General features: G+C 67.9%; 30 protein-coding genes. 16 read left to right on the plus strand and 14 right to left on the minus strand.

Annotation, left to right across the window (positions count from 1 at the left end; genetic code table 11):
• Positions 1-30 precede the first annotated feature (30 nt).
• On the plus strand, positions 31-672 hold the full coding sequence (locus RMP06_RS04130) for a tRNA-uridine aminocarboxypropyltransferase (RefSeq protein WP_310460515.1): 642 nt from the start codon (positions 31-33) through the stop codon (positions 670-672).
• Here RMP06_RS04130 and RMP06_RS04135 read toward each other — a convergent pair.
• Positions 637-1,950, minus strand: coding sequence for a leucine-rich repeat-containing protein kinase family protein (locus RMP06_RS04135; RefSeq protein ID WP_310460516.1), 1,314 nt, complete (start codon positions 1,948-1,950; stop codon positions 637-639). The genes RMP06_RS04130 and RMP06_RS04135 overlap by 36 nt on opposite strands.
• A 16-nt stretch (positions 1,951-1,966) precedes the next feature.
• Positions 1,967-3,223, minus strand: a complete 1,257-nt coding sequence (locus tag RMP06_RS04140; protein WP_310460517.1) for a hypothetical protein — start codon at positions 3,221-3,223, stop codon at positions 1,967-1,969.
• Positions 3,224-3,349: 126 nt separating this feature from the next.
• Here RMP06_RS04140 and RMP06_RS04145 point away from each other — a divergent pair, with 126 nt between their 5' ends.
• Both RMP06_RS04145 and RMP06_RS04150 read left to right on the plus strand, forming a co-directional pair.
• Complete coding sequence (locus RMP06_RS04145; protein ID WP_310460518.1) at positions 3,350-5,305, plus strand: SNF2-related protein; 1,956 nt, start codon at positions 3,350-3,352, stop codon at positions 5,303-5,305.
• Between the two features lie 44 nt (positions 5,306-5,349).
• Positions 5,350-5,973: a DUF4126 domain-containing protein gene (locus RMP06_RS04150; RefSeq protein ID WP_310460519.1), complete on the plus strand. Its 624-nt coding sequence runs from the start codon at positions 5,350-5,352 to the stop codon at positions 5,971-5,973.
• Here the strand turns inward: RMP06_RS04150 and RMP06_RS04155 are convergent.
• From RMP06_RS04155 to argS, 7 genes are all read right to left on the minus strand, one after another.
• Positions 5,945-6,190, minus strand: a complete 246-nt coding sequence (locus tag RMP06_RS04155; RefSeq protein WP_310460520.1) for a hypothetical protein — start codon at positions 6,188-6,190, stop codon at positions 5,945-5,947. The two genes, RMP06_RS04150 and RMP06_RS04155, sit on opposite strands and share 29 nt — an antisense overlap.
• A gap of 201 nt (positions 6,191-6,391) precedes the next feature.
• On the minus strand, positions 6,392-7,978 hold the full coding sequence (locus RMP06_RS04160) for an RNA polymerase factor sigma-54 (protein WP_310460521.1): 1,587 nt from the start codon (positions 7,976-7,978) through the stop codon (positions 6,392-6,394).
• 22 nt (positions 7,979-8,000) lie between these two features.
• Complete coding sequence (lptB, locus tag RMP06_RS04165) at positions 8,001-8,777, minus strand: LPS export ABC transporter ATP-binding protein (protein WP_310460522.1); 777 nt, start codon at positions 8,775-8,777, stop codon at positions 8,001-8,003.
• Positions 8,774-9,337 (minus strand): lipopolysaccharide transport periplasmic protein LptA, encoded by a 564-nt coding sequence (lptA, locus tag RMP06_RS04170; RefSeq protein ID WP_310460523.1) that lies wholly within the window; start codon positions 9,335-9,337, stop codon positions 8,774-8,776. The genes lptB and lptA overlap by 4 nt, the downstream gene beginning before the upstream one ends.
• Before the next feature lie 164 nt (positions 9,338-9,501).
• Positions 9,502-10,170, minus strand: coding sequence for a thiol:disulfide interchange protein DsbA/DsbL (locus RMP06_RS04175; RefSeq protein WP_310460524.1), 669 nt, complete (start codon positions 10,168-10,170; stop codon positions 9,502-9,504).
• Positions 10,171-10,225: 55 nt separating this feature from the next.
• A complete protein-coding gene (locus tag RMP06_RS04180) occupies positions 10,226-10,906 on the minus strand; it encodes an SPOR domain-containing protein (protein WP_310460525.1) in 681 nt (226 codons plus the stop codon).
• A gap of 10 nt (positions 10,907-10,916) precedes the next feature.
• Positions 10,917-12,608 carry an arginine--tRNA ligase gene (gene argS / locus RMP06_RS04185; RefSeq protein WP_310460526.1) on the minus strand — a complete coding sequence of 564 codons (1,692 nt, stop codon included), beginning with the start codon at positions 12,606-12,608 and terminating at the stop codon, positions 10,917-10,919.
• A 92-nt stretch (positions 12,609-12,700) separates the two neighbouring features.
• On the opposite strand from argS, the gene RMP06_RS04190 reads away from it, so the two are divergent.
• The 8 genes from RMP06_RS04190 to RMP06_RS04225 all read left to right on the plus strand — a co-directional run bounded on the left by RMP06_RS04190 (position 12,701) and on the right by RMP06_RS04225 (position 18,554).
• Complete coding sequence (locus tag RMP06_RS04190; RefSeq protein ID WP_310460527.1) at positions 12,701-14,041, plus strand: serine/threonine-protein kinase; 1,341 nt, start codon at positions 12,701-12,703, stop codon at positions 14,039-14,041.
• Between the two features lie 100 nt (positions 14,042-14,141).
• Positions 14,142-14,405 (plus strand): hypothetical protein, encoded by a 264-nt coding sequence (locus tag RMP06_RS04195; protein ID WP_310460528.1) that lies wholly within the window; start codon positions 14,142-14,144, stop codon positions 14,403-14,405.
• A 79-nt stretch (positions 14,406-14,484) separates the two neighbouring features.
• Complete coding sequence (locus RMP06_RS04200; RefSeq protein ID WP_310460529.1) at positions 14,485-14,925, plus strand: CopD family protein; 441 nt, start codon at positions 14,485-14,487, stop codon at positions 14,923-14,925.
• A gap of 24 nt (positions 14,926-14,949) precedes the next feature.
• Complete coding sequence (locus tag RMP06_RS04205; RefSeq protein WP_310460530.1) at positions 14,950-16,095, plus strand: VanZ family protein; 1,146 nt, start codon at positions 14,950-14,952, stop codon at positions 16,093-16,095.
• A gap of 16 nt (positions 16,096-16,111) precedes the next feature.
• A complete protein-coding gene (locus tag RMP06_RS04210) occupies positions 16,112-16,447 on the plus strand; it encodes a (2Fe-2S) ferredoxin domain-containing protein (RefSeq protein WP_310460531.1) in 336 nt (111 codons plus the stop codon).
• Positions 16,448-16,462: 15 nt separating this feature from the next.
• Positions 16,463-17,080 (plus strand): alpha/beta hydrolase, encoded by a 618-nt coding sequence (locus tag RMP06_RS04215; RefSeq protein WP_310460532.1) that lies wholly within the window; start codon positions 16,463-16,465, stop codon positions 17,078-17,080.
• Positions 17,081-17,107: 27 nt separating this feature from the next.
• Positions 17,108-18,253: a D-alanyl-D-alanine carboxypeptidase family protein gene (locus RMP06_RS04220; protein WP_310460533.1), complete on the plus strand. Its 1,146-nt coding sequence runs from the start codon at positions 17,108-17,110 to the stop codon at positions 18,251-18,253.
• Between the two features lie 16 nt (positions 18,254-18,269).
• Entirely contained in the window at positions 18,270-18,554 is a 285-nt protein-coding gene (locus RMP06_RS04225) for a YbeD family protein (RefSeq protein ID WP_310460534.1), read from the plus strand.
• Positions 18,555-18,582: 28 nt separating this feature from the next.
• Here the strand turns inward: RMP06_RS04225 and RMP06_RS04230 are convergent, their stop codons facing one another.
• A complete protein-coding gene (locus RMP06_RS04230; RefSeq protein ID WP_310460535.1) occupies positions 18,583-18,792 on the minus strand; it encodes a DUF2788 domain-containing protein in 210 nt (69 codons plus the stop codon).
• A gap of 12 nt (positions 18,793-18,804) precedes the next feature.
• Positions 18,805-19,566 carry a DUF2189 domain-containing protein gene (locus tag RMP06_RS04235; protein ID WP_310460536.1) on the minus strand — a complete coding sequence of 254 codons (762 nt, stop codon included), beginning with the start codon at positions 19,564-19,566 and terminating at the stop codon, positions 18,805-18,807.
• A gap of 76 nt (positions 19,567-19,642) precedes the next feature.
• On the opposite strand from RMP06_RS04235, the gene RMP06_RS04240 reads away from it, so the two are divergent.
• The 3 genes from RMP06_RS04240 (at position 19,643) to RMP06_RS04250 (ending at position 21,599) form a co-directional block, all read left to right on the plus strand.
• Positions 19,643-20,206, plus strand: a complete 564-nt coding sequence (locus RMP06_RS04240) for a hypothetical protein (protein ID WP_310460537.1) — start codon at positions 19,643-19,645, stop codon at positions 20,204-20,206.
• Positions 20,207-20,439: 233 nt separating this feature from the next.
• The gene (locus RMP06_RS04245) at positions 20,440-20,682 is read left to right on the plus strand and encodes a hypothetical protein (protein WP_310460538.1); all 243 of its coding nucleotides are present in this window, start codon (positions 20,440-20,442) and stop codon (positions 20,680-20,682) included.
• Between the two features lie 68 nt (positions 20,683-20,750).
• A complete protein-coding gene (locus RMP06_RS04250) occupies positions 20,751-21,599 on the plus strand; it encodes an HDOD domain-containing protein (RefSeq protein ID WP_310460539.1) in 849 nt (282 codons plus the stop codon).
• A 12-nt stretch (positions 21,600-21,611) separates the two neighbouring features.
• Here RMP06_RS04250 and RMP06_RS04255 read toward each other — a convergent pair whose 3' ends face one another.
• Together RMP06_RS04255 and RMP06_RS04260 are read right to left on the minus strand one after the other, a co-directional pair.
• Positions 21,612-22,142, minus strand: a complete 531-nt coding sequence (locus tag RMP06_RS04255; protein ID WP_310460540.1) for an SRPBCC family protein — start codon at positions 22,140-22,142, stop codon at positions 21,612-21,614.
• Positions 22,143-22,251: 109 nt separating this feature from the next.
• Positions 22,252-22,734 carry an Lrp/AsnC family transcriptional regulator gene (locus RMP06_RS04260; protein WP_310460541.1) on the minus strand — a complete coding sequence of 161 codons (483 nt, stop codon included), beginning with the start codon at positions 22,732-22,734 and terminating at the stop codon, positions 22,252-22,254.
• A gap of 203 nt (positions 22,735-22,937) precedes the next feature.
• Between RMP06_RS04260 and RMP06_RS04265 the strand changes: the two genes are divergently transcribed.
• Positions 22,938-24,620 carry a long-chain-fatty-acid--CoA ligase gene (locus RMP06_RS04265; protein WP_310460542.1) on the plus strand — a complete coding sequence of 561 codons (1,683 nt, stop codon included), beginning with the start codon at positions 22,938-22,940 and terminating at the stop codon, positions 24,618-24,620.
• A 94-nt stretch (positions 24,621-24,714) separates the two neighbouring features.
• Here the strand turns inward: RMP06_RS04265 and RMP06_RS04270 are convergent, their stop codons facing one another.
• A complete protein-coding gene (locus RMP06_RS04270) occupies positions 24,715-25,134 on the minus strand; it encodes an SET domain-containing protein (RefSeq protein WP_310460543.1) in 420 nt (139 codons plus the stop codon).
• 580 nt (positions 25,135-25,714) lie between these two features.
• Between RMP06_RS04270 and RMP06_RS04275 the strand changes: the two genes are divergently transcribed.
• The coding region (locus RMP06_RS04275) for a branched-chain amino acid ABC transporter substrate-binding protein (protein ID WP_310460544.1) at positions 25,715-26,257 on the plus strand (543 nt) is incomplete at its 3' end.

The raw sequence follows: 26,257 nt of genomic DNA on the forward strand, positions 1-26,257 counted from the left end.
CGCGCAATCCGCCTTCGCCCGCTGTCCGCCATGGAACACCCCCGCCGACCGACTTGTCCACAGTGCGCCCGCCCGCTGCGCACCTGCCTGTGCCGCTGGGTCACGCCTGTGGATAACGTGGTCGAGGTGCTGATCCTGCAGCATCCGCTCGAAGTCGGGCAGGCCAAGGGCAGTGCGCAATTGCTGCACCGGAGTCTGGCGTACAGCCAGTTATCCACAGGAGAGCAATTCGATGCCACCGCGCTGGAGACGCTGCTGCACGCGGGTGGCCGGACCAGCGTGCTGCTGTATCCGGACGAACCGGGGGCCGCTCAGGCTGTGGATAACCCACTGATTCCCCCCGCGGGAGAGCGGCTGCGGCTGGTCGTGCTCGACGGTACCTGGCGCAAGAGCCGCAAGCTGCTGCACCTGAACCTGGCCCTGCAGCGCCTCCCGCGGCTCGCGCTGGTGGCACCGCCGCCGTCGCAGTACACGGTCCGCAAGGCGCACCGCCCGGACCAGTTATCCACACTCGAAGCCACCTGCCTCGCGCTGGCGCAGCTCGAACAAGCCCCTGCTCGCTACGCGCCGCTGCTGGCCGCGTTCGGCGCGTTCGTCGGCCACCTCGCGGCCACGGCCGAGACCGCAGAGGCCGCGTCAGCCGACAGTGGCCAGCGCAGCGGCGAGATCTGAGAACAGCGGCCGATCCGCCACCCGCGGTTGCAGGCAGGCATCGCGCAACCCGACGAGCAACGTGCAGCGGGGATCGTCAGGGTTATCCACCGCCGCCAGCAGTTCTTCCAGCAAACACCCGAAGGCGCGCACCTCCAGACGCTGCAGCGCATCGCCCGTGGCGCGGTCGTCCGGATCAAAGAACGATGCGGCGCCAAAGTCGCTGAGCAAGGCCCGGTCCACACCATTCCACAAGATGTTGTGGCCATAGAGGTCGCCATGCACCAGGCCGCGGGCGTGCAGATGCGCCACCGCACCGGCCACCGAACGGGTAATTGTCAACAGCTTGTCCACAGGCAGGGAGAAGCCATCCGGGTAGACGTCACGGCTGCACGATGTGAAGCTCGGTGGCCCGGCCAGCGGCAGGAACGTCGAGTCGAGCAGCGGCAGCACCAGACCCGGCGTGGGGTCGGCGGGGTTGTGGACAACGCCCTCCACGCCGACCAGTCCGGGATGTCCCGCGGCGGCCAGCGTGGCGGCCATCTCGCTGTCCGGCAGGCCGTCGCTGGTCATCGTTCCCTTGAACAGCTTCACTGCCACAGCTGTGGATAACTGTTCACTTTTTTTCCACTCTGCCTTGTGGATAACTCCGGAAGCACCTTCGCCCAGTACGCGGTGGATCTGCAGATCCTCCCATGAGATCCTGGGGAATTCCGCCCTGTGGACATTGTGGGAAAGTTTGTGGAAAACCGGGTTGCCTCCCAGCGCCAGCCAGGCCAGTCGAGGCATGGACAACAGCCAGTCTGGCAGCGTCTGGAGCCGGTTGGCGGCCAATCGCAGCAGCGCGAGTTGTCCACAGGAGGACAGGTCGGGCAGGTGCGCCAGGCGGTTGCCGGCGAGCATCAGCTTCTCCAGCCGCGGGCGCTCGCCGAGGGTGCCGGGCAGCGTCTCGACCGCGTTGTCGGTAAGGATCAGCCAGCGCAGCCGCGGGGGCAGGGACTTGGCCGGAACGTGGGAAATCCGGTTCGCCTTGAAGCCGATCATCTCCAGTTGTCCACAGCTTCCTAACACCCCTGGCAACGTGGTGAAGGCGTTGTCCGAACAGAAGACCACGCGCAACCGGTGCAGCCGTGGCAGGTCATCGGGCAATGTGGATAACTGGTTGCCCGAGAGGTTCAGGACTTCGAGCGTGTCGGCCAGATCGAAGACTTCGCGGGGCAGTTCGGTGAGTCCGCAGGCGAGGTCGAGGCGGCGGGCGCTGGCCAGGGCGCCCGTCCGCAGGGCGGTCAGGGTGTGCATGGGGGGAAATGCAGGGTCAGTGCAGCAGCGGCCGGGACGCCACGCGGCGCTCGATCTCGGCCTGCATCCGCTCGTAGGCCGGCGCGCCGATCTCGCCGTAGGTGGTCTTGAATTCGGCTTCGTTCAGGAACTCGGGCAAGTCGGCCACGCCGGGCATGAAGTCATCGTCGGTCACCCCCTTGGACAGCCCAGCCTGCAGGCGCCGGGGGTCGCGCACGGCGATCTGGCCGAAGCGGGTGCCGGCGCGGTCGGCGGCGATGTCGTTGAAGCTGAAGCCGCTACCGCCGCGGGAGTCGGAGATTTCCTTGTACAGCCCGATCGCGTCGGCCAGCCGTCCACCACCTTCGGCCGCCAGCACCGCCGAGACCAGGAAGTGCATCGCGAAGTCCTCGCGCCCGCGCAGCAGCACCGGACGCGGCAGCGGCTTGGTCCAGTGCCTCGCCTCCTGCACGAAGCGCGACGGGCTCTGGCCAGTGGCGTAGAGTGCCAGCGCGATCAGTGCCGAGCGGTTTTCCTGCGCGGCGGCCTCGTCGCTGCCGCCCGCAGCATCGGCGCGCCCGCGGGCCAGATCGAACAAGGGCGGCAGCAGCGAAGCCAGTGGCACCGGCTCATGGCCCTTGCGCACCAGCGGCGCGAGCCGCTCCACATAGGCGCGCAGGCGTTGCTGGTCTGCCGGCGGCATCATCACGGTGCGCAAGCCGTCCGGGCGCCAGACGTAGTCCAGCACCACCTCGTTCGGCTGCAGCGTGATCCGCTGCACCATGCCCACCACGGTCTGCACTTGCTCGGTTACACCGTAGTGGGCGATGCCCTGCACCAGCAGCCAGCGCGCCAGCCCGCTCGGCACGGGCACGCGACCCATCTGCAGCCGCTCCAGCACCGGCCAGCCCGGGGTCTGGCGCACTTGTGCCTCGACATTGAGCCACTGGCCGAAGGGGCTGCCCCGCCACTGCACGCTCAGTTGCACCCGCGCGGACTGCTCCTCCAGCACGACCCGGCCCGCCCCGTGGAGCAAGCGCCGGCTGGCGTCGTTGAGGATCAGATCCAAGTCGTTGCCATCTGCGTGGAAGGTGCGGACCACTTCACCCTCCTGCGGATGCTTGCGCGGATCCGCTGCACCGAGCAGGTCGCGCACGCGGGCCACATCGGCCGGAGTCATTGCCGAGTCGCGCTGGACCAGCGGCCGATCGGTCAGCGCCAGCCAGACGATCAGCACGACCGACAGCAGAAGTGCTGCCACGGTGAACAGCAGCAGCTTTAGGACAGTTTTCATGATGCGGCGCATCTTAGACGCCCGCCCGCACCGGCCACCCCTCGCCAGCAACGGCAGGCTGGCCATACCAGCTACAGTCCCGGGCAAATTCCAGGACTTCGAATCACGGCTGGCACTGCCCTCCCCATGGCGTCAACTTCCCCCCCCCGCAAGACCCCTTCTGCCCGCAAGCGCACGGCAGCCCGCCCAGTGAACTCCGAGCTGGTCGACACGCCTGCAGCCCCCGCACCCGCCCGCAAACGTGCGCCCCGCAAGATGCCCGCGCCTGAGGCCGAACCCGTCACGCCTCCAGCAGAACCCGAACCTGCTGCGCCGGCGAAGAAAGCCACACGCCGCACCCCGGCGCGCAAGAAAACCGCTGTGCCGGTGGTGCAGCCCGAGGTGGAAACCGTACCGGAGCCAGTTCCTGAGCCGGAAGCCGAACCAGCGCCCGCACTGCCACCACCCGATCTGCGCCCGCTGCACAGCGCGGTCACCCTGGTGCAGGGCGTGCGGCACCAGCTGCACTGGGCGGCAGGGCGCACCTGTCCGCCGGACATCGACACTGCCGCACAGGCGCTTGCTACCCCGACCGATGCCGCCCCGCTGGTCAACGATCTGGCACTGGTCGAGCTGGTGCGGCTGGCGCGCGAGCACCGCCACACGCTGCAGGTCAGCGCCGACGTCTGGGACTGGCTGGCCCGCGCCCGCGACCTGCGCGCCCGGGTCGATCATCTGGAGCGCCAGCACCCGCTCGGCCCGCTCAGTCCGGCGCTGGCCGCGCTGGTCACCGCCCCGCTGCGCCCCTACCAGGCCGAAGCCGCGCTCTACGCCGCCTGCGCCGGCCGCAGCCTGCTGGCCGATGACGCCGGACTGGGCAAGACAGTGCAGGCCATTGCCGCACTCTGCCTGATGGGCAAGAGCTTCGGTGTGGAGCGGGCGCTGGTCCTGTGTCCTCCCGAGCGGCTGGCGCACTGGCAAGCCCAGTGGCAGGCGTGGGCCGGCGCCGACACGCCGATCACCCCCGTGTTCGCCGATCTGGCCACCCTCACGGAGGCGCTGGGGCTGGAGGGCCTGCGCGCACTCGACGCCGACGTGGTGCTCATCGACGAGCCGAGCGACCCCGCCGCCTCGCCATGGGCGCAGCCCGCCCACCGGGCTGCGCTGCGGCAGCTCGCCAGCCCGTGGGCGATCGTGCTGGCCCGCACGCCGCTGGACGACCGCCCCGACGCCTGGCAGGCCATGCTGGACTGGATCGACGACGGCCATTTCGGCGCTGTGGCGGCGCTGCAGGGCGGGCACCTCGACGCGCTGGCCCCGTGGATGCTGTGCCGCTCGCGCACGCTGGTGCTGCGCCAATTGCCAGAGACGGTCGAGCAGACCACGCGGGTCGGCCTCGCACCAGAAGCCCGCACGCGGCATGACACGCTGCTTGGTCAGCTCCAGCGCGGCGTGCAACGCTGGCAGCGCAGCCAGTTCATCGGCAGCCGCGAACAGCGCGCGCTGGTCCAGACGCTGCACACGCTGCGCCAGTGCGGCCAGGAGGACAAACCGGAGGCCGCGCTGCAGGCCATCGACACGGCGCTGCAGGCGGCCGAGACCAAGGTGGTCGTGTTCAGCCAATGGCCTGAGGCGTTGGACCGGCTCGGTGCCACGCTGCAGGCCCGTGGCACTGACTTCCGCCATCTCGGCCCCGAACTGGTCGGCGACGCCCGGCGGGCGCTGGTCAGCGAGTTCCAGCAGGCCCCGGAGCTGCGCGTGATGCTGTGCAGCGACGATGAGCGCGGCGGACAGCTCGGCCTGCGCCACGCCGCCACCGCCATCGTCCACCTCGACCGCCCGTGGAACCCGGCGCTGCTGATGCAGCGCCTGAGCCGCGTCCACCGCACCGACCGCGTGCGGCTGGTGGACGTGCGCCACGTGGTGCTGGACGACAGCATCGAGTCGCGCCTGGTGCAGGCCCAGCAGGCCGACGCCGGGCACGACCTCTTCGTCGGACTGGTCGATGGCCCGAACGCTGACGTGTTCCTGGAAGGGCCCCGGCTGACCCGGTTCATGGGCGCCCTCCAGGTGCTGACCTCAGCCACCGTCCGGGTGCCCTGAGCCGGCTACCATCGCGGCGATCCCCCCACCAGAGGAACGCTGCCATGACCCCTGCCCTCGGCACCCCGGAGCTGATGTCGATCGCCGCCACGCTGGGCTGGGCCAGCGGGCTGCGGCTGTACGCGGTGCTGTTCTGCACCGGACTGGCCGGCCACCTCGGCTGGATCCCCTTGCCAGCAGGCCTGCAATGGCTGCAGCAGCCGGTGGTGCTCGGGGCCAGCGGGCTGATGCTGGCGGCGGAGTTCTTCGCCGACAAGATCCCCGGGCTCGATTCCTTCTGGGACATGCTGCACACCTTCGTGCGCATCCCGGCGGGTGCGGCGCTGGCCGCGTCGGTCTTCGGTGGGGACGAGGGCGCGTGGTCCATGGCCGCGGCCGTGCTCGGCGGCACGCTGGCGGCCACCTCGCATGTGGCCAAAGCAACGACACGGGCCGCGGTCAACACCTCGCCCGAGCCCTTCAGCAATTGGGGGCTGTCGCTGGCAGGGGACGCTGCAGTGCCTGCGATGCTGTGGCTGTCGTGGGTCCAGCCGATGTGGGCCGTGGTCGGACTTGGCGTGGCCGTGGTGGTGATGCTGGGACTGACGTTCTGGCTGCTGCGCCACGTGCGGGCACTGCTGCGGGGGCTGATGGCGCGTTTCAGCGGCGCGTCAACAACGACGAACTGACGACAGCGGCCCGCAGCGGCAGCGGCGTCTGGGTCATCAGGAACTGCTCGGCCAACCGACCCAGTTCCGCGCTGCCGCAGGCCCGACACAGGCTGAGGACCGCGCGGGCGTATTCGGGCGGCCCGAGCATGAGGTGGATGTCCACATCCTCACCCATCTCGTGCATGAGCAGATCGTGGATACGGCTGGCGATCTGGTGGCGAACGGGGTCGTGCATGTCGGGCTCCTGAGTGCCTTCAGTGCCTTGCATGTGCCATGCCGGATGATTCGCCAACATCCGCACACCGCCGCTGCACACCTTGTCCTGCCCGGCCCGACCGTGCACCACGCGCGGTCAGGGTAACTACGAAGCCTGCCCGGCGATGGTCCGTTCGCCGTTGGCGACGCACCAGAACCGTGCCACGCGCAGACCCTCGACTCAGATCGCCTTGCGCAGATTGGCCGGTGCGATCTTGAGCGCCTCGCGGTACTTGGCCACCGTGCGGCGGGCGACCTGGATGCCCTGTTCCTCCAGCATCGTGCTGAGCTGGCTGTCGGACAGCGGTTTCTTCTGGTCCTCTGCGGCGACGAACTGCTTGATCAGCGCCCGCACGGCCGTGCTGGACGCATTGCCGCCCGCCTCGGTGTTCAGCGACGAGCCGAAGAAGTATTTCAGCTCGAAGGTGCCGAAGGGCGTGTTCATGTACTTGGCAGTGGTCACGCGCGAGATGGTCGATTCATGCAACCCCAGCTCGTCGGCGATCTCGCGCAGCACCAGCGGCTTCATCGCGATCTCGCCGTGGGTGAAGAAGCCCTTCTGGCGCTCGACGATGGCCTGCGAGACGCGCTGGATGGTGTCGAAGCGCTGGAGGATGTTCTTGACGAACCAGCGCGCCTCCTGCAGCCGCACCGCCAGCGTGGCGCCGCCCGCGTCGCCGTGGCGCTGGCTGCGGTGCTGGCGCAGGACCTGGGCGTAGAGGTCGTTGATGCGCAGCTTGGGCATCACGTCCGGATTCAGCACGACGCGCCAGCCGCGGCCCGCCTTCTGCACGATCACGTCCGGCACGACGATGTTGGCCTCGGCGCGGGTGAAGCGGCGGCCGGGTTTCGGCTCCAGCGTGCGGATGAGCGTCTGGGCGTCGCGGATGTCGTCCTCGTCCGCGCCGGTGGCCGCCATGAGCTTTTTCATGTCGCGCCGGGCCAGCAGCTCCAGGTGGCCCTGGCAGACCAGGATGGCCACGCGCTGTGCCTCGGTGCGGGCACATTCGCGCAGCTGCAGCACCAGGCATTCGCCCAGATCCCGGGCGCCGACACCGCAGGGTTCCAGGTTCTGCAACCAGCCCAGGGCACAGCGCAGCCGGTCGGTCAGCTCCTCGCGCAGCGCGGCGGCTTCCTCGTCGCCGGGTGTGTCACCGATCGACAGCTCGATCGCCAGCCGCTCGGCGATGTCCTCCAGCAGATCGGCCAGATAACCGTCCTCGTTGAGCGAGTCGATCAGCGCCTCGACCAGCAGCATGTCTTCGCTCGCCAGCCGCATGCCAAGCAACTGGCCGCGCAGGTGGTCGTTGAGGCTTTCGGTGAGGCTGGAGCGCTCGCGCCAGTCGCCGTCCTCGTCCTCGACGGCGTTGCTGCGGGCGCCGGACACGTCGGAGAGGCTGTCGTAGTCCTCGCGCTCGCTGCTGCTGTCCCAGTCATTGCTGTCGCCGCTGCTGCTGAAATCGAGCTGGTCGACGCCGGGGGTTTCGACCTCCGACGTGCTGCTGCTGGACGCCGCCGTGCTTTCGCTGCTGTCCCACTCGTCGGCAGCGGTGGTGCTGCGTTCGGGCGGGGCCAGCGTGGCATCGGCCATCGGGCGGTCCTGGGCGACCCCCTCTTCATCGACTTCCAGGAAGGGATTGGCTTCGAGCATCTGCTCGACTTCCTGGTGCAGCTCCAGCGTCGAGAGCTGCAGCAGCCGGATCGATTGCTGCAGTTGTGGCGTCAGCGCCAGGTGCTGCGAGAGGCGGACCTGCAGGGAGGGTTTCATGGGGTCGGGACCGGAATCGGAATCACATGCGGAAGTGTTCGCCGAGGTAGACCTTGCGCACGTCCGGGTTCTCGACGATGGCCGCCGGGGTTCCCTCGGCCAGCACACGGCCCTCGCTGATGATGTAGGCGCGGTCGCAGATGCCCAGCGTCTCGCGCACGTTGTGGTCGGTGATCAGCACGCCGATGCCGCGCGCCTTGAGAAAACCGATGATGCGCTGGATCTCGATCACCGCAATCGGATCGACCCCTGCAAACGGCTCGTCCAGCAGGATGAACCGTGGCTGCGTGGCGAGTGCCCGGGCAATCTCCACCCGCCGGCGCTCGCCGCCGGACAGGGCCGGCGCGGGGCTGGCGCGCAGCCGCTCGATCGACAGGTCATGGAGCAGGCCATCGAGCAGCGCCTCGATGCGCACCGCGCCGAGCGGTCGGCCGTCCGCGCCGTGCTGCAGTTCCAGCACGGCACGGATGTTCTCCTCGACCGTCAGGCGGCGAAAGATCGACGCCTCCTGCGGCAGATACGACAGCCCGAGCCGTGCCCGCTGGTGGATGGGCAGGCGCTGCACCTCGGCGCCGTCGATGCGGATGCTGCCGGCGTCGGCGCGCACCAGCCCGACCAGCATGTAGAAGCTGGTCGTCTTGCCCGCGCCGTTCGGCCCCAGCAGCCCGACCACCTCGCCGCTGCGCACCGAGAGGTGGACGTCCTTGACGACGAGCCGGGCGCCGTAGCGCTTCTGCAGGCCCTCGGCCTCCAGGCAACTGCGGCCATCGCTGCGGATTTCGCTGCGGATTTCGGTCAACGCGGTGTCTCCGGGCTCACCGGGTCGGCGGCCGCGCCCGTGGACTTGCGTGGCGTCACGACGCCCTTGACGCGCCCGCCGGCGCCACCGGTTGCCGAGGTGCCGCCACCGCCCTGCACCTCGAACACGTCGCGGGCGTGGTTGTAGACGATGGTCTGCCCGGTGACCTGATCGGCCGGCGCACCGGCCCGCAGCACGCGCACCTGCGCCTGGTCGATGAAGCGCACGGTCTCGGTGACGGTGTCGTACTCGATGCGCCGGGCCTGGCCCTCGACGATCTCGTCCAGGCCTTCGCGTTTCTGGCGGAAGGTGGCCGGCTGGCCGTCGGCGCCAGTGGCCGTGGCGAACTGCCCCTGCGCGGTTTCCTTCAGCTCGATCTGTGCCGCCTTGAGCACCAGCGTGCCGCGGGTGATCTCGACGCCGCCACTGAGCGTGCGGATCTTGCGCTTGCCGTCCAGCACCATGCGGCCCGCGTCAAAAGTGAGCGCCTGCTCGCTGTCGGCCTTTTCAGCCTGCGCTGGCAGACCAAGCCCCGCCAGCGCCGCGGCGAGCACCAGCATCCGACAGGAACTTCGGCAGGAACGTCGGAACAGCACGGCAGCAGCAGGGCGCATTGGAGATCAAGGCATGGAAATTGCATTCCATTCTAGCCAGAAGCGACCGGGCCCGCGACATCTTCTGTCGCGGGCCCGGAGCGTGATGCGGTGCGGGGGATTCAGGCGCTTCAGGCGCCTTTGCGCGACTTGGCGATCAGCTGATCGGTCAGCGCGAGCGCACGGACCTGGCCCTCCGACTCGGGCGTGTTATCCCCACCGGCCAGCGACGGCGAGGTGTAGTAACGGCCGTGGATGCCGAGCGCGGGCACGCCGTCGATCTTGTACGACTCGGACAGCAGCTTGCCCTGGCGGACCTTGTTCTGCATGCCGAAGGAATTGAACATCTCGGTGAACTTGGCCTTGTCGGCGCCGTTCTGCACCGCGAACTCGATCAGCGCCTCGGGCTTGTCCAGCTTCGCGCCTTGCTGGTGGATCGCGTAGAACACCTTGCGGTGGATCTGTTCGACCAGTCCGAGGGCTTCCAGCGTCGCGTAGAAACGCTGCTGCGGCTCGAAGTTGGGCCGGAAGCCGACATGCACGCGCTTGAAGGCCACGTCGGCCGGCAGTTTCTTGATCCACGCCTCCAGCGTTGGCTCGAACGCATTGCAGTGCGGGCAGCCATACCAGAAGAACTCGATCACCTCGATCTTGCCTGCGGGCGCAGAAACCGGCACGGGCGTGGACAGACGAACGAAGTGCTTGCCTTCCTGGAACGCCCCCTGGGCCGACACCACGGGGCTGACCCCGGCCAGCGCAAGGGCAGCGGTACTGCCCACGACAAACTCACGACGCTTCATGCAATGTTTCCTTTCGATGGTCCAGCCAGATCAGAGTCGGTCCGTGCCGCAAGGTTCAACGCGGCACACGCACCAGCGCCGCTTCGCCGTAGCCCGACGCCGTCGTCTGGTCGCGCGTCCGCTCGGCGTCGTCGCGGGTCTCGAACGGACCCAGGCGCACACGGTACATCAGGCGCCCGGACTGCTCGCGTTCGGTGATGCGGGCCTTCAGTCCACCCATCGCCAGCTTGGCGCGCTGCTGTTCCGCGTCGTCGCTGCTGGCATAGGCACCGACCTGCACAAAATACACAAACGCATCAGCGCCGGGTTTGGCTGACGCACTGGTCGCCGCCGCCGCCGAAGCGCGGGCCGCGGCCGCCGACGCCGCACCCGCGGAGCTTGCCGCCCGCGCGGGCGTGCTGGCGGCACCCGCCACGCCAGCCGCTGCGTTCGCCACCGCACTGGCGACGGCGTCCTGCGCCGCGGCTGCCGTGGACGCGTTGTCCATGCGCGCCGCGCCAAAGCCGGGCTTGGCCGGGTTCTTGCCATGCAGCGGGGAGTTCGGATCCCAGTGCTTGTTCTTCTCGACCTCGGCCGCATCCTGCTCGGCCGTGCGCTGAGGCACCTTGTCCATGAAAGGAATCGGTGCCTTGGTGACGTAGAGCGCCACGCCCAGCGCCAGCACCAGGCCGACCAGCAGCCCCACGACCACGCCAACGCCGAAGCTGCCGCGCTGTGTCTTTCCATTCGATGCCATCGAGAATCTCCTACATCTTGCTCGGCGCGCGCACGCCGAGCACGGCCAGCGCATTGCGCAACACCTGCGCCGTGGCCTGCAGCAGCGCCATGCGGGCCGGCATCGCCGCGGTGTCGCCATCCAGGAAACGGACTGCCGCGTAGTAGCTGTGGTACGCCGACGCCACGTCGCGCAGGTAGAACGCCACGTCATGCGGCGCCAGATCGGCGGCGGCACGGCCCAGCATCTCCGGGTACTCGGCCAGCTTGTGCATCAGCGCGACCTCGGTCGGCGCTGTCAGCCCGGACAGGTCGGCCGCCGCCAGGGCTTCGGCCGACACGGCACCCTGGTACTCGGCCTCGTACTTCGCCAGCACCGAGCAGATCCGCGCATGGGCGTACTGCACGTAGAACACCGGGTTCTCGTCGTTGGCCTGCAGCGCCAGGTCCACGTCGAAGACGAATTCGGTGTCGGCCTTGCGGCTGATGAGGAAGAAGCGCACCGCGTCGCGGCTGGTCCAGTCGATCAGGTCACGCAGGGTCACGTAGCTGCCGGCGCGCTTGGAGATCTTGACCTCCTCGCCGCCCTTCATCACGGTGACCATCTTGTGCAGCACGTAGTCGGGGAAGCCCGCCGGGATGCCGACACCGGCCGCCTGCAGGCCGGCGCGCACGCGGGCGATGGTGCCGTGGTGGTCGCTGCCCTGGACGTTGACGACCTTGTCGAAGCCGCGCTGCCACTTGTGGATGTGGTAGGCCACGTCCGGGACGAAGTAGGTGAAGGTGCCGTCGGACTTGCGCATCACGCGGTCCTTGTCGTCACCGTAGTCCGTGCTGCGCAGCCAGAGCGCGCCGCCGTCCTCGAAGGTCTTGCCGGCCTCCACCAGCTTCTGCACCGCCTCGGCGACCCGGCCGCTGCTGTAGAGGCCGGACTCCAGATAGTAGTGGTCGAAGCGCACGCCGAACGCACGCAGGTCCAGATCCTGTTCATGGCGCAGGTAGGCCACGGCGAACTGGCGGATGCCGTCGAGGTCGGCCGGGTCGCCGGACGCGGTGAACTCGCGGTCATCGGCCCGGACGGTGGCCTTCTGGCGGAAGGCGTCGGCGATGTCACCGATGTACTCGCCGTTGTAGGCCGACTCGGGCCAGCCGTCGTCGCCCGGCTTCAGTCCGTTCAGGCGGCACTGGGTCGACGTGGCGAGCGTACCGATCTGGACGCCGGCGTCGTTGTAATAGAACTCGCGGTGGACCTGCCAGCCCTGCGTCGCGTACAGATTGCACAGTGCGTCGCCGAGCGCGCCCTGGCGACCATGGCCGACATGCAGCGGGCCGGTCGGGTTGGCCGAGACGAACTCCACCATCACCTTGCGGCCGTTGTCCGGGCGCACGCCGAACTGCGCGGCCTCGGCCAGCACCTGCACCACCACCTGCTGGCGGGCAGCGGGCTTCAGGCGAATGTTGATGAAGCCGGGGCCGGCGATCTCCATGGACTCGACCCACTGCTGCACCGCGGGCCGCGCCTGCAGTGCCGCGATCAATGCCTCGGCCAGCGCGCGCGGGTTCTGCTTCAGCGGACGGGCGAGCTGCATCGCCAGCGTGCAGGCCAGGTCGCCGTGGGCGGCTTGCTTGGGGTTCTCGAAGGCCGGCTCGACCGCCGCATCGGGCGCGATCTCGGCCAGCGCGTCGCCGAGCGCGAGGAGGAGTTGCTCTTTGGCTTGAATCATGCGCGGATTCTACGGGGCGGGTCAGCGCGCAATCCGCACTTGTCCCGGAGGCCCGGGAGTGAAAAGATCGGCGATTGCCCAATGACCCTCCCATGATCGACTGCACCGCACCGGTTCTGCCCCAGCGCATCGGCAAGTACCGCGTCATCCGTCGCCTCGGCGAAGGCACGACGAGCGAGGTCTTCCTCTGCCATGACGAGTTCCACGACCGCCCTGTCGCGGTCAAGCAGGTGCGCGCCGGCGCGCTGAGCGACTCGAACGACGGCCACATGTTCTCGCGCTTCTTCGCCTCGGAAGCGGCGCTGGCCGGGCGGCTGCACCACCCGAATGTGGTCGAGATCTTCGACGCCGTGCCCGATCCGGTGGCGCCCTATGTGGTGATGGAGTACGTGCCGGGCACCACCCTGCGCGCCTTCTGCCAGCCCGGCCACCTGCTGCCGCTGGAGCAGATCGTCGAAATCGGCTTCAAGTGCGCGATGGCGCTGGGCTACTGCTACCGGCAGGGTCTCGTCCACCGCGACGTCAAGCCGGCGAATATCCTGACCCTGACGCAGGGCCATGGCACCGAGATCCACGACATCAAGCTGACCGATTTCGGCAGCGCGCTCAACCTCACCTCGGACGCCACGCAGGTCCACCGCGTCGGCTCGCTGGCCTACATGTCGCCCGAGCAGCTCGATGGCAGCGAGCTGGACGCACGCGCCGATGTCTACGGCCTGGGCGCGGTGCTCTACCACCTGATCGCCGGCCGCGCGCCGTTCGAGGCCACCAGCCAGGCCAGCCTGATGCACCAGATCTGCCATCTGCAGGCGCCCAGCCTGGTCGGGCTGCGCACCGGGGTGACCCCGGCGCTCGACCAGGTCGTGCAGCGCTGCCTGGCCAAGCGCGCCGACGACCGCTACCCGTCCTGGGACGCCGTCAGCGAGGCGCTGTCGCAGCTCATCACCCTGCGCCATGTGCCACGCGGCACCTCGCAGGGCGTGCTCGACTCGGAACGCTTCACGCTGCTGCGCACGCTGGAGTTCTTCACCGCCTTCGGCGATGTGGCGCTGTGGGAGGTGGTCCACCGGGCACGCTGGCGGCGCTACCCGGTCGGCCACGCGCTCTACCGCCGCGGCGAGGAGGGGCGCACCTTCCACATCATCGCGGGCGGTGCGGTCGAGGTGCGCCGCGATGGTCAGCCGGTGGCACAGCTCGGCGCCGGCACGTCGGTCGGCGAGATGGCCTACCTCGCCCCCAGCCCCGAGCTGCGCCGCCACAGCACCGACATCGTCATCACCGCGTCGGCCACGACCATCTCGTTCACCCCCGACACGCTGGCGCGGCTGAGCCCGCAGACGCGCCACCTCTTCGACGAGGCCTTCATCCGCGTGCTGGTGCGCCGGCTGCACGCTGCGCACGAGGCGCTGGCGCATCCGCGGCGCATCCTCTGAACCCGCTGACAAGACATTCCCTCTTGCCGAAAGGAATCGGGGCGGTTTCAATGCGCGTGGCGGCGCTGCGTCGCCCAACCCAGAAACCAAGGAAACAACCATGAAGAAGCTGATCACCGTGATGGCCCTGGCCCTGGCCGGACTGTCTTCCACCGCCTACGCGGCCGACACCGGCTGCGCCGCCAAGGCCGGCGAGAAAAAGCTGGCCGGTGCGGCCAAGAACAGCTTCATGAAGAAATGCGAGCGCGAAGCCGGCGGCGGTGGCGCGGCCCAGAACGCCTGCGACGCCAAGGCGGCCGAGAAGAAGCTGGCAGGGGCCGCCAAGAACAGCTTCGTCAAGAAGTGCGTGAAAGACGCCGGCTGACCCTGCGAACCCGACCGAGTACCCCTCCTCGGTCGATGTGCAGGTGCCACCCGCCACGGGTGGTCCCTATGATGCCGCCATGGACACGCTCTACCTCGGGGTCAAGACCCTGCACATCATTTTCATCGCCAGCTGGTTTGCCGGGCTGTTCTACCTGCCCCGCATCCTGGTCAATCTGGCGATGGTCGCCCCCGACAGCCACGCCGAGCGCGAGCGCCTGCTGCTGATGGCGCGCAAGCTGCAGCGCTTCTCCACGCTGCTGATGGCGGTTGCGCTGGTCAGCGGCCTGTGGCTGTGGCTGGGCTTCGGCCTGTGGCGCGGCCCCGGCAACGGCTGGCTGCACGCCAAGCTGGCGCTGGTCATCGCCGTGATCGGCTTTCACCACTTGAACGCGCGCCTGCTGCGCAAGTTCGAGCACGCGGCCAACCGGCACAGCCACCGCTGGTTCCGCGTCTACAACGAGGTGTCGGTGCTGCTGTTCGCAGCCATCGTCACCCTGGTGGTGTTCAAGCCCTTCTGACGATCCACGCGGACCGCCTCTCCGATGCCCGCCAACCGATCCTCCTCCTGGCCGCTGGCCTGGATGTGGGCGGGTCTGATCGTCTACGCCAGCCTGCACCCCTTCGCGCCCTGGCACTGGCCCGTGCTGCCGCCCGAACAGGATTGGCGCAGCCTGCTGTGGTTGCCGCTGTCGCGCTACACGCGTTTTGATTTCTGGTCGAACTACCTGGCCTACCAGCCCCTCGGCCTGCTGCTGGCGGTGGCCTGGTTGCGGGGAGGCTCTCCGTCGTGGCGGGCCGGGCTGCAGGCCACTGTGGTCGGTGTGCTGCTGTCGCTGGCGCTGGAGTGGACCCAGTATTTACTGCCACAGCGGGTGCCGTCGCGGGTGGACTGGGCACTCAACAGTGCGGGCGCCCTGACCGGGGCCGTACTGGCGCTGGTGCTGCAGCGCCAGGGCGTGATGGCGGGCTGGCAGCGGCTGCGGGACGTGCTGTTTGTCCCGCACGGTACGCTCGGCCTGATGCTGCTGCTGTCCTGGCCGATCGGGCTGCTGTTTCCGACGCCAGTGCCGCTGAGTCCGGGCCAGGGGCTGGTGCGACTGGCCACCCTGGTGGACGGCTGGCTGGTCGACACGCCATTTGCCGGCTGGGTGCCGCTGCCTGCCACGGACAGCTCGCTGGCCCCAGGCATCGAGGCCCTGGTGACCGCGCTCGGCCTGCTCGCCCCGTGTCTGGTGAGCTTCGTGATGCTGCGCCGCGCCCGCCACCGGCTAGTGACGCTCGCCGGCGCCTGCGTGCTGGGCATCAGCGCCACCGCCTTGTCCACCGCCTTGAACTTCGGCCCCGACCACGCCATGTCCTGGTTGGCGCCGCCGGTGATTCCGGGGATGCTGATGGGACTGATCCTCGGCTGCGCACTGGCCTTCATGCACCGCAGGGTGGTGGCCGCCATCGGACTGGTCTTGCTGACCATCCTCATCGCGCTGATCAACCAGACGGGGGCTGACCCGTACTTCGCCCTGAGCCTGAAAAGCTGGGAGCAAGGGCGCTTCATCCGGTTTCACGGACTGGCGCAGTGGATAGGCTGGGTGTGGCCACTGGCCGCTTTGATATTCCTGATGATCCAGGTCATCGCACCCCCCAGGCTGCGCACCGCGGATGTCCCGCAGGTGACTCCCCCGGCAGCCTGACTCCTACAATCCTGCCATGCGCACGCCCAGCTACTACCAACGCCACATCTTCTTCTGCCTGAACCAGCGCGACAACGGCCAGTCCAGTTGCGGTGACCACCAGGCACAGGCGGGCTTCGACCGCTGCAAGCAGCAGGTCAAGGCCGCCGGACTGGCCGGTCCCGGTCAGGTCCGGGTCAACAAGGCGGGTTGTCTCGACCGCTGCGCAGGCGGCCCCGTTGCCGTGGTCTACCCCGAAGCCACCTGGTACACCTTCGTCGACGCCAGCGACATCGACGAGATCGTCGAGTCTCACCTGAAGAACGGCCAGGTCGTCGAACGCCTGGTGCTGCCAGCCGATGTCGGCCGTTGAGCGGACGGGTCGCCGATGAACGCCCAGACCGAACGCCTGCACGTGGCCGGACCGGCCGGTGCCATCGAGGTGGCTGTCGATCAGCCACCGGGCATCGATGCACCGCGCGGCGTGGCCGTGCTGGCCCATCCGCATCCGCTGTTCGGCGGCACGATGGACAACAAGGTCGTGCAGACGATGGCGAGGGCCTTCCTGCAGATGGGCTACCGCACGGTGCGCTTCAACTTTCGCGGCGTCGGCACCACCGAAGGGACGCACGACGAGGGCCGTGGCGAGAGCGATGATCTGCTCGCCGTGGTAGCCGCGCAGCGCGCCGCGGGTCTGCCGCTGGTGCTCGGCGGCTTTTCCTTCGGTGCCTACGTGACCACGCTGGCGGCGGCCCGGCTGGAAGGCGAGCAGCGCGCCGAACGCCTGTTGCTGGTCGGTCCGTCCACACAGCGCGCCCGCCCGGCCGACGTGCCCGAGGACACCGTGGTCATCCATGGGGAGACCGACGACGTCGTCCCGCTGTCGGCCACCCTCGACTGGGCGCGCCCGCAGCACCTGCCCGTCACCGTGATGCCCGGTGTCGGCCATTTTTTCCACGGTCAACTGCCCCGCCTGCGCCAGCTCATCGTGCGCAGCTGGCACTGACCCCTGAACCGCAAACCACATCCACCGATGAAACGACTCCTAGCCACCCTGGCCATGGCCCTGGTCCTGCCGCACACCGCGCAGGCCCAGCCCCAGCCCCCCGAGATTGCCGCCAAGGCCTACGTGCTGCTCGACCTGAGCGCCAACCAGGCCCTGGCCGGCCGCAATCCCGACACCACTGTCGAGCCCGCATCGCTCACCAAGCTGATGACCGCCTACCTGGTCTTCCAGGCTCTGCGCGACAAGAAGCTCAGCCTCGACCAGGAGCTGACCGTCTCCGAACGTGCCTGGCGCACCGGCATGACAGACGCTTCGCGCATGTACATCCAGGTCGGCAACAAGGTGCGGGTCGAAGACCTCATCAAAGGCATGATCGTGCAGAGCGGCAACGACGCCACGGTGCTGCTGGCCGAAGCCGTCGGCGGCTCGGTGGAGAACTTCGTCGCGATGATGAACCGCCAGGCGCAAGCCTTCGGCCTGAAGGTCTCGCAGTTCAAGAACCCGGAAGGCCTGCCCGCGCCTGGCCACGTCAGCACGGTGCGTGAACTCGGCACCATCGCCACGCGGCTGCTGGTCGACTTCCCCGGTGACGTGCGCTACTACGCCATCAAGGAGTTCACCTTCAACAAGATCACGCAGCAGAACCGCAACCTGCTGCTGTGGCGCGACCCGAGCGTGGACGGCCTGAAGACCGGCTACACCGATGCCGCCGGCTACTGCCTGATCGCCACCGCCAAGCGCGATTTCCCGAACGGGCCGCGCCGGCTGATCAGCGTGGTCGTGGGCGCCGCATCGAAGGAAGGACGTGCCGTCGAGAGCCAGAAGCTGCTCAACTGGGGCTACAGCGCCTGGGACTCGGTCAAGGTCTATGACGCCCGCCAGGTCATCACCCAGGCCGAGGTCTGGAAGGGTGCTGCCGCGACGGCCAAGCTCGGCACGCAGATGCCGGTGGTGGTGTCGGTGCCGCGCGGCGAGGGTGCGCAGCTCAAGACGCAGCTGGTGCGCACCGACCCGCTGATCGCGCCGCTGACCAAAGGCCAGCAGGTCGGCACGCTCAAGGTGCTCTCGGGCACGCGGGTGGTGAGCGAAATTCCGGTGACCGTGCTGGAAGCGGTGGAGCAGGCCGGCATGTTCGGCCGTGCCTGGGACACGCTGCGCCTGTGGATGCGCTGAGCAGGAGCCGGACGACATGAGCAGCCCGCACGACATTCCGCCCGAACAGTCGCTGATCGAGTACCCCTGCGACTTTCCGATCAAGGTCATGGGGGCGAACGTGGAGGGCTTCGCGGCCGCCATCGCCCACGTGGCGCGGCAGTTCGACCCCGGCTTCGATGCGAGCACCATCGAGATCCGCCCGAGCAAGGCCGGCAACTACCTCGGCGTGACCATCACCATCCGCGCCACCAGCCGCCCGCAGCTCGACGAGCTGTACCGCACGCTGACGACGCATCCGATGGTGAAAATGGTGCTCTGAGTCGAAGCGGGCGGGGGCGCTTCGGCCATCACATGTCCAGCAGCCAGGCGATCACGCTCTTGGCGACGAAACCCACCATGCCGAAGGCCAGCACGACGAACAGCACGAAGGTGCCGAAGCGACCGGCCTTCGCCTCACGCGCCAGTTGCGCGATGACAAACAGCATGTAGAGAATGAACGACCCGATGCCGACCGTCAGGCCGAACTGGGCAAGCTGTTCCTCGTTGTAGCCGAACATGGTGGAGATACGTCAGGCAGACGCTGGATACAGATCCCGGTAAGCGTACCAGCTCGCGTGGCCCAGCATCGGCACGACGAACACCAGCCCGACCAGCATCGCCCCCAGCCCGAGCAGCGTGAAGCCCATCACCAGCGCGGCCCACACCGCCATCGGCAGCGGGTTGTCCCGCACCGTGCGCCAGCTCGCCAGCACCGCGGCCCAGACGCCGATCGGCCGGTCCAGCAGCATCGGAATCGCCACCACGCTGGAGGCGAACACCGGCGCGGCCAGCAGACCGCCCAGCGCCAGCCACAGCTCGAAGAGCCACGAATCGCGGTTGGCCACCACGTGGCGCAGGAAATCGACCGGGGTGTCAATCCGGTGCGGCGCCATCAGCGTGATCAGCGCCGCCGAGGTCATGACCCAGCAGGTGCCGGCCGCCGCCAGCAGCAGGCCGAAGACCACCAGCCGCCGGTCCATCGAGCGCCACACGGCCACCACGGTCGACCAGCCGGCCGCCTCGCCCCGCTCCAGTGCCCGGCTCACGGCGTACAGCCCGGTCGCCAGGATGGGGGCCACCAGCAAGAACCCCGACAGCGCCCCGGCCAGCACCCAGAACCGGTCCTTGGCGAACAGCATCAGCAGCAGCCCCATACCCGCCAGCAGGGCACCATGGCCAAAGCTCACGCTCGGAACCTGACGGATGTCATGCCAGGAACGTTCCAGCCAGGTCATGGGCTGCAACGGGCGCAGCAACCGGACGGCAGAGGGGACAACAGCGTGCGCATTCATGCCCCGGATGCTAGGGCCATGCACGCTCCAGCGGTACCCGTGGCACTCCCGAGACGCCACGGCATATCATCCCGCCATGATCTCCCCCGGCCACGACACCGCCACGCAGCGTTACCTCAATGCGCTGGCCCTTTTCGACGAGTTCGTGCGCACGGCCGCCAGCGCGGCGCCCGATGCTGCCGCCCTGCGCGGCCTGGAGAGGCGCTTCGCCGAACGCATCGAGATCCAGCCCAGCTACTGGAGCCAGATCAAGGGCCGCTCGCGCCAGATCGGCGAGCGGCTGGCGCGCCAGTTCGAGCAGCGCTGCGGCAAGCCGGCCGGCTGGCTGGATCACCCGCACGGTGTCACCGTGGCCGCCACTGCGGCGACAGCACCATCGGCAGGTGTCCCGCCCCGCGCACCCGAGACCGGAACGCCACGCGATGAGGACGAGCGCTTCATCACCGAGCTGGTGCTGACCTACTACCGCCGCAATCCGCAGCGCGCGCGCCAGCGGCTGCTCGATCTGCTGGGCGAGGTCCTGGCGCCTGTGCCGACCCCTGCGCCACCACCTCCACCGCCGCCCAGCGCGGTCGACGCCGATGCTGCCCTCTGGGCCCGTGCCCGCCAGAGCATCGCGCCGCTGAAGAAGAAACACTGACCGAGACCCTGCGGGTCTTCACAGATTGATAAACATTCGTTTATCATCTGAGCAACATTCCCCCTGACCCGACACCTGCCCGTGTCACGCCCGAACCGTGCGGTCCAAAGCACTCCAGGCGCGCCGCGGCATGGAATTCACCGTGCTACGGAATGATCCCCATGAAAAAACCGTCCCGATGGCCGATGAACAACATCAGACCCCGCGACCCCTGACCTCGACGAAAGCCGGCCATGACCTACCTCCATCTGCTCCCTCACCTGTTCCCGCAATGGCTGCCACGTCTGTCCTTGCAGGCCCTGCGCGAGCGGCGTGTCCAGCGGCGGATGGACCGGGAGGCGGCGGCCCGCGAAGCTTGCGCCAGCGAAGGCGCCGAGGTGGATCTGCGCACGGTCGAACTCGACGGGCAGCGCTTCGGTGCGCTTTACCGCAACGGCGAGCTGATCTGCCTGCTGCCGCGCATCCAGGACCACTGAGGTCAACACTCAAGTCCGCAGGCGTTGCGCCGATAAGGACGAGATACCCCATATCCCCGGAGCCGAACATGCTCGCGCAGCCACTGCCCGATCTCGCTGCCTGGTCGCAGTACCTCACGGGCCAACCGATCCCGGTCCTGCTCGATACGGCGGAGGAATTGTCTCTGCTGGCCGAGGTTGAAGCCCGGCATGGCACTGTCGACGCACACCTGATCGATGACGCCGTCGGCGACGACCCGCTGATGACGCTCCAGGTGCTGACCCATGTGTCGCGGCACCGCACCGATCGCCAGATCACCGATGTGGACACCGTGACGGCGGCGGTCGTGCTGATGGGGATCGGGCCGTTCTTCCAGACCTTCTCGCCACCGCTGGTGCTCGACGACCACCTGGAGGCCCATCCACGCGCGGTGGCCGAAATCCGCCGGCTGATCCGCCGGGCCTGGTGCGCCGCGCGGCTGGTGACCGAGTTTGCGCTGCTGCACACCGACGGCCACGCCAGCGCGCTTCAGAAGGCGGCTCTGCTGCACGGGCATGCGAACATCCTGCTCTGGTGCCATGCCCCGGTGCTGGCGCAGGCCGTGCGGGACCGGTGCGAACAGGACCCGGCACAGGACAGCGCCCACCACGAACGGGCCGTGCTGAACATTGAATTGCGCGCGCTGGAACACCAGCTCGCCCGCGACTGGGGCCTGCCAGCCACGCTGCGCCGACTGACCGACCCGGACGATGCGCGCAGCCAGATCCTGCTGCAGCCCCAGCGGCGCCTGCTGGAACTCGCGCTGATGCTGGCCGACCGGCTGGACCGCGAAGGCACGCAGGCCACGCCGACGCTGGATGAACTGGACGAGCTGTCCACCCTGCTGACACTGTCCACGCCGTCGGTGCAGCGCCTGATCGACAACACGCTGGCCTGATTCCCGCGCGGCTCAGGGCTGGACCGCGACCTCGGCCAGACGATCCAGGGCCTCTTCGACGTCACGCCCCAGTCGGTAGTCCGCCGCCAGACTGAGCCAGCGCAGCAGGACATTGGCACCGACTGTCGACTCCAGAGTCCACGTCACCCGCGTACCGGCGGCCACCGCCTCCAGCCGGATCTCGCCGCGGGAGGTCGAGCCCAGGTTGTCGAAGGTAACGGCGTAGCCCAGCCGATTCGGGGGCTGGACCTCGTCGAAACGCATGCGCCCGCGCCCCTGGGTTTCGCTGTCCCACGACCACTGCGCACCCTGGCCCGACGCCGGGCCGCTGTAGCCGAGCAGCATCTTCGGGTCGCGGGCATGCCAAGGCGACCAGCGCGACCATTGCCGCGGTTCTGCCAGCAGCGGCCAGAGCTGCACGGGCGTGCGGGCAATGGTGTGGTGGCGTTCAACCAAGTGGCGATCCGGGAGTGCATAAGCCACCAGCACCAGCAGGACCAGAAGCGCTGCGGTCGACTTCAAGAGGTTGCTCAGCCAGACCATGGTCTCCATCCCTCCGCTTCGCACGGAGGTTACAAAATCTCACACGACAAGTCCATCCCTGGAACAGAGCACACCACCGGGCGATCTGACAGCCCGTGCAGCGGAAGATTCAGATCGGCACGGCGCGCTGGAGCTTGATCTGGTCGAGCACGAAACTGGTCTTGCAGTCCTGCACCCCCGGATGCAGCAGCAGGGTGTCCATCATGAACCGCCCGTAATGCGCCATGTCGGCCACCACGACGCGCAGCAGGTAGCTCATCCCCGTGCTCAGGCAAACGCACTCGGCCACTTCCGGCCAGTCCTGCACCGCGGCGCGGAACTGCTCGGCCAGACGCCCCCCCTGGGCTTCGACCGGCCGCTGCAGTTGCACCTCGACGTAAGCGGACAGCCCCAGCCCCAGCTTGCCCGGCGGCACGATCGCGGCATAGCCAGCGATGACCCCCGAATCCTCCAGCCGCCGCACCCGCCGCAGCACGGCCGAGGCGGACAACTGCACCTGCGCGGCGAGTTCATCGTAGGTGATGCGTCCCTGCAGTTGCAGCGCAGCAAGAATGCGCCGGTCCACGGCGTCCAGCGTCAATTCGGAGTCCATCGAAGGATCATTGCAGGAATGATCAGTACCATCCTGAATCCGGGCTGAGGGCCGCACACTCGACGCATCGCGTGGCTGTGCAGAACCACTGTCACGGCTGAGACAGCCGTTCGCGGACGCTACGGGCAAGCCCCGAGGGCCGAAGCTGACACGCAGCTGAACAATCGGACATCCCCTGCACTGTCCGATCCGGAGCACCACCCATGAACATCCCCACCCGCCCCTGGCTGCAGAGTTATCCGGAAGGCGTGCCGGCGACCATCACCCCCCACGGCACGCTGGTCGACCTGCTCGACACCAGCTTCCACCAGTACGCCAACCGGCCGGCCGCGCTCTTCCTGAACCAGGCGATCACGTTCCGCACGCTCGACGAACAGTCAGCCGCGCTCGGCGCCTGGCTGCAGGGCCGGGGCCTGGCGCGCGGCGCACGGGTCGCGCTGATGATGCCCAACCTGCCGCAGTACATGGTGGCGATTGCCGCCGTGCTGCGTGCGGGCTACGTCGTCGTCAACGTCAACCCGCTCTACACACCGCGCGAACTGCAACACCAGCTCGTCGACTCGGGCGCCGAAGCCATCGTCATCCTGGAGAACTTCGCCGCGACGCTGGAGGAGGTCATCGACCAGACGCCGGTGAAGCACGTCGTGCTGGCCGCGATGGGCGACATGCTGCCGCTGTGGCGGCGCCAGCTGGTGAACTTCGTGGTGCGCCATGTGCGCAAGATGGTGCCGGAGTTCCGGCTGCCGGTGGACAAGGGCCGCAGCGTCACACGCTTCAACGACGCGGTGGAAGCCGGCAGCCGGCTGAAGCTCGCCCGCGCCGCGGTCGGCCCGGACGACATCGCCTTCCTGCAATACACCGGCGGCACCACCGGCGTGTCCAAGGGCGCCACACTGCTCCACCGCAACGTGGTGGCCAACATCGAGCAGAGCGAAGCCTGGTTCCAGCCGATGCTGGACCGCCTCGGCGACCAGCAGATGACCGGCGTGTGCGCGCTGCCGCTTTACCATATCTTCGCGCTGACGGTGTCGTTCTTCCTGGGCGCACGCATGGGCCAGCGGCTGATCCTGATCCCCAATCCGCGCGACCTGCCGGCGCTGATCGGTGCGCTCAAGGGCCACCGCATCCACATGTTCCCGGCGGTCAACACGCTCTACAACGCCCTGGCGCACAACGCCGACTTCGCGCGCCTGGACTTCTCGCAGCTCGTCGTCTCCAACGGCGGCGGCATGGCGGTGCAGAAGGCCACAGCCGAGAAATGGCTCAAGGTCACCGGCTGCCCGATCGCCGAAGGCTACGGCCTGTCCGAAACCTCGCCCGTGGCCACCGCCAACCGCATCGACCTCAAGGAATTCACCGGCACCATCGGCCTGCCGGTGCCCTCGACCGACATCGCCATCCGCGACGACGACGGCCAGGATGTGCCGCTGGGCCAGCCCGGCGAGATCTGCATCCGCGGACCGCAGGTCATGGCCGGCTACTGGAATCGCCCGGACGAGACTGCCCAGGTCATGACCGCAGACGGTTACTTCAAGTCCGGCGACATCGGCATCATGGACGAGCGCGGCTATTGCCGAATCGTGGACCGCAAGAAAGACATGATCCTGGTGTCCGGCTTCAACGTCTACCCGACCGAGATCGAGCAGGTCGTCAGCCTGCACCCGGGTGTGCTGGAGTGTGCCGCCGTCGGCATCCCCGACGAACGCACAGGCGAGGCGGTCAAGCTGTTTGTCGTCAAGGGCGACCCGGCGCTGGCCGAAGAAGACCTCGCGGCCTACTGCAAGGAAAACTTCACCGCCTACAAGCGGCCGAAGCACATCGAGTTCCGGGACGAGCTGCCCAAGAGCAACGTCGGCAAGATCCTGCGCCGCGAACTGCGCGCCTGAGCACCCTCCACCGGTTCTGCACGGCCTGTCCACCGGCTATCCACCACATCTCCACAGCCCTGCGCACCGTTATCCCGCGTTGTGCACCGGTTGTTCACAGCTTGCCCACGCAGTTGGGCGCACCACAGCGGCAGGCCAGACGTCCTTCGTGGTGCGTTTCGCCGTAGTTGCAGGTGATTTCGTCGCCCTGCGCGATCGCCCGCATGGCGTAGATTTCGATGCGTCCCTGGCGGATGCGCAGCACCGCGTTTGGCATGCACGAATGGTTCGTGAACCGGAGCGGATCCAGCGATCTGGACGCATCGATCGCTCTTCTGGGCGAAATTTCGACCATCATGATGCGTTCCATCGTCTTCACGCGCTCCCAGGCTTCGTGGATGCTGATCAGCTCGCCCCGGATTTCACCGATCTTGCGGCGGGCTGGAATCGCCTCGCCCGCAAAGGCGCCAGTGCCCTCGATCGGACTCGGTGCGGCAAGAACCGCGTACTTCTGAGGGTTGGCAGGCGTGCCCATGGACGGATCCCCGATCGTGAAAGCGCACGATGGTACGGGTTGCCGTCACCACGGCCTGCGGACAAGCCGCTCCCTGCACCGTGACGCGTGGCACGGAATAACTCTGTGGAGAATCGATGAACAGGTGGGGAGTTGTTCATGGAAAACCCGCGCGGCTGAAAGTTGCTCCCTCTGACTCCCGCATCGCTCCACTGGGTCACACACAGACTTGTCACCAGCTCAAGTCCTTGATTTTAAACGGAAAAACAGGGTTATTCACAAAAAACGCCCCCCTCTACTACTATCTACTATCTTTAAAAGATAAATAACACCAGAGAAGAACAACCCGGAACCCGCAAAGGCAAGAAACGCAGAACACGTCTTGAAAAGATCCGCCTGACGGTGGCTTCAGAGAAGCACTGCGCACCGGAACACAAGCCAGTACGGGAAGACCCGCAGCACAGATGTACACCGCCCCGTGCAGATCCGCAGCAGCCAAAGCTGGCACGCATCTTGAGAGTTGCCTGCACTCGCCAGCCCATTGCAGGCAGTCCTTGCACCTGCTCCTCTCATCCCTAGTTTCTTCTCGGAGTCTGAATCCATGAATCACAAGCTCAACGTCGTCATCGCCGCAGTGGCCTTTGCAGCAGCCAGCCAGGTCAGTGCGCAGGAAGTGGTCAAGATCGGCCATGTGGGCCCGACCAGCGGGGGCATCGCCCACCTGGGCAAGGACAACGAGAACGGCGCGCGCATGGCCATCGACGAACTCAACGCCAAGGGCGTGTCGATCGGTGGCAAGAAGGTCAAGTTCGAGCTGCTGGCCGAAGACGACGGTGGCGACCCGAAGCAGGGCACGGCCGCAGCACAGAAGCTGGTGGACTCCAAAGTCGCGGGCGTGGTGGGGCACCTGAACTCGGGCACCTCGATCCCGGCGTCGAAGATCTACAGCGACGCGGGGATTCCGCAGATCTCGCCGTCGGCGACGAACCCGAAGTTCACGCGCCAGGGCTTCAAGACGACGTTCCGCGTGGTGGCGGACGACGTGCACCTGGGCGGCACGCTGGGCCGGTATGCAGCCAAGGAGCTGAAGGGCAAGTCGATCGCGGTGATCGATGACCGCACGGCGTATGGGCAGGGCGTGGCG

This window comes from Sphaerotilus sp., from assembly GCF_031429695.1.
Classification (GTDB): Bacteria; Pseudomonadota; Gammaproteobacteria; order Burkholderiales; family Burkholderiaceae_C; genus Sphaerotilus.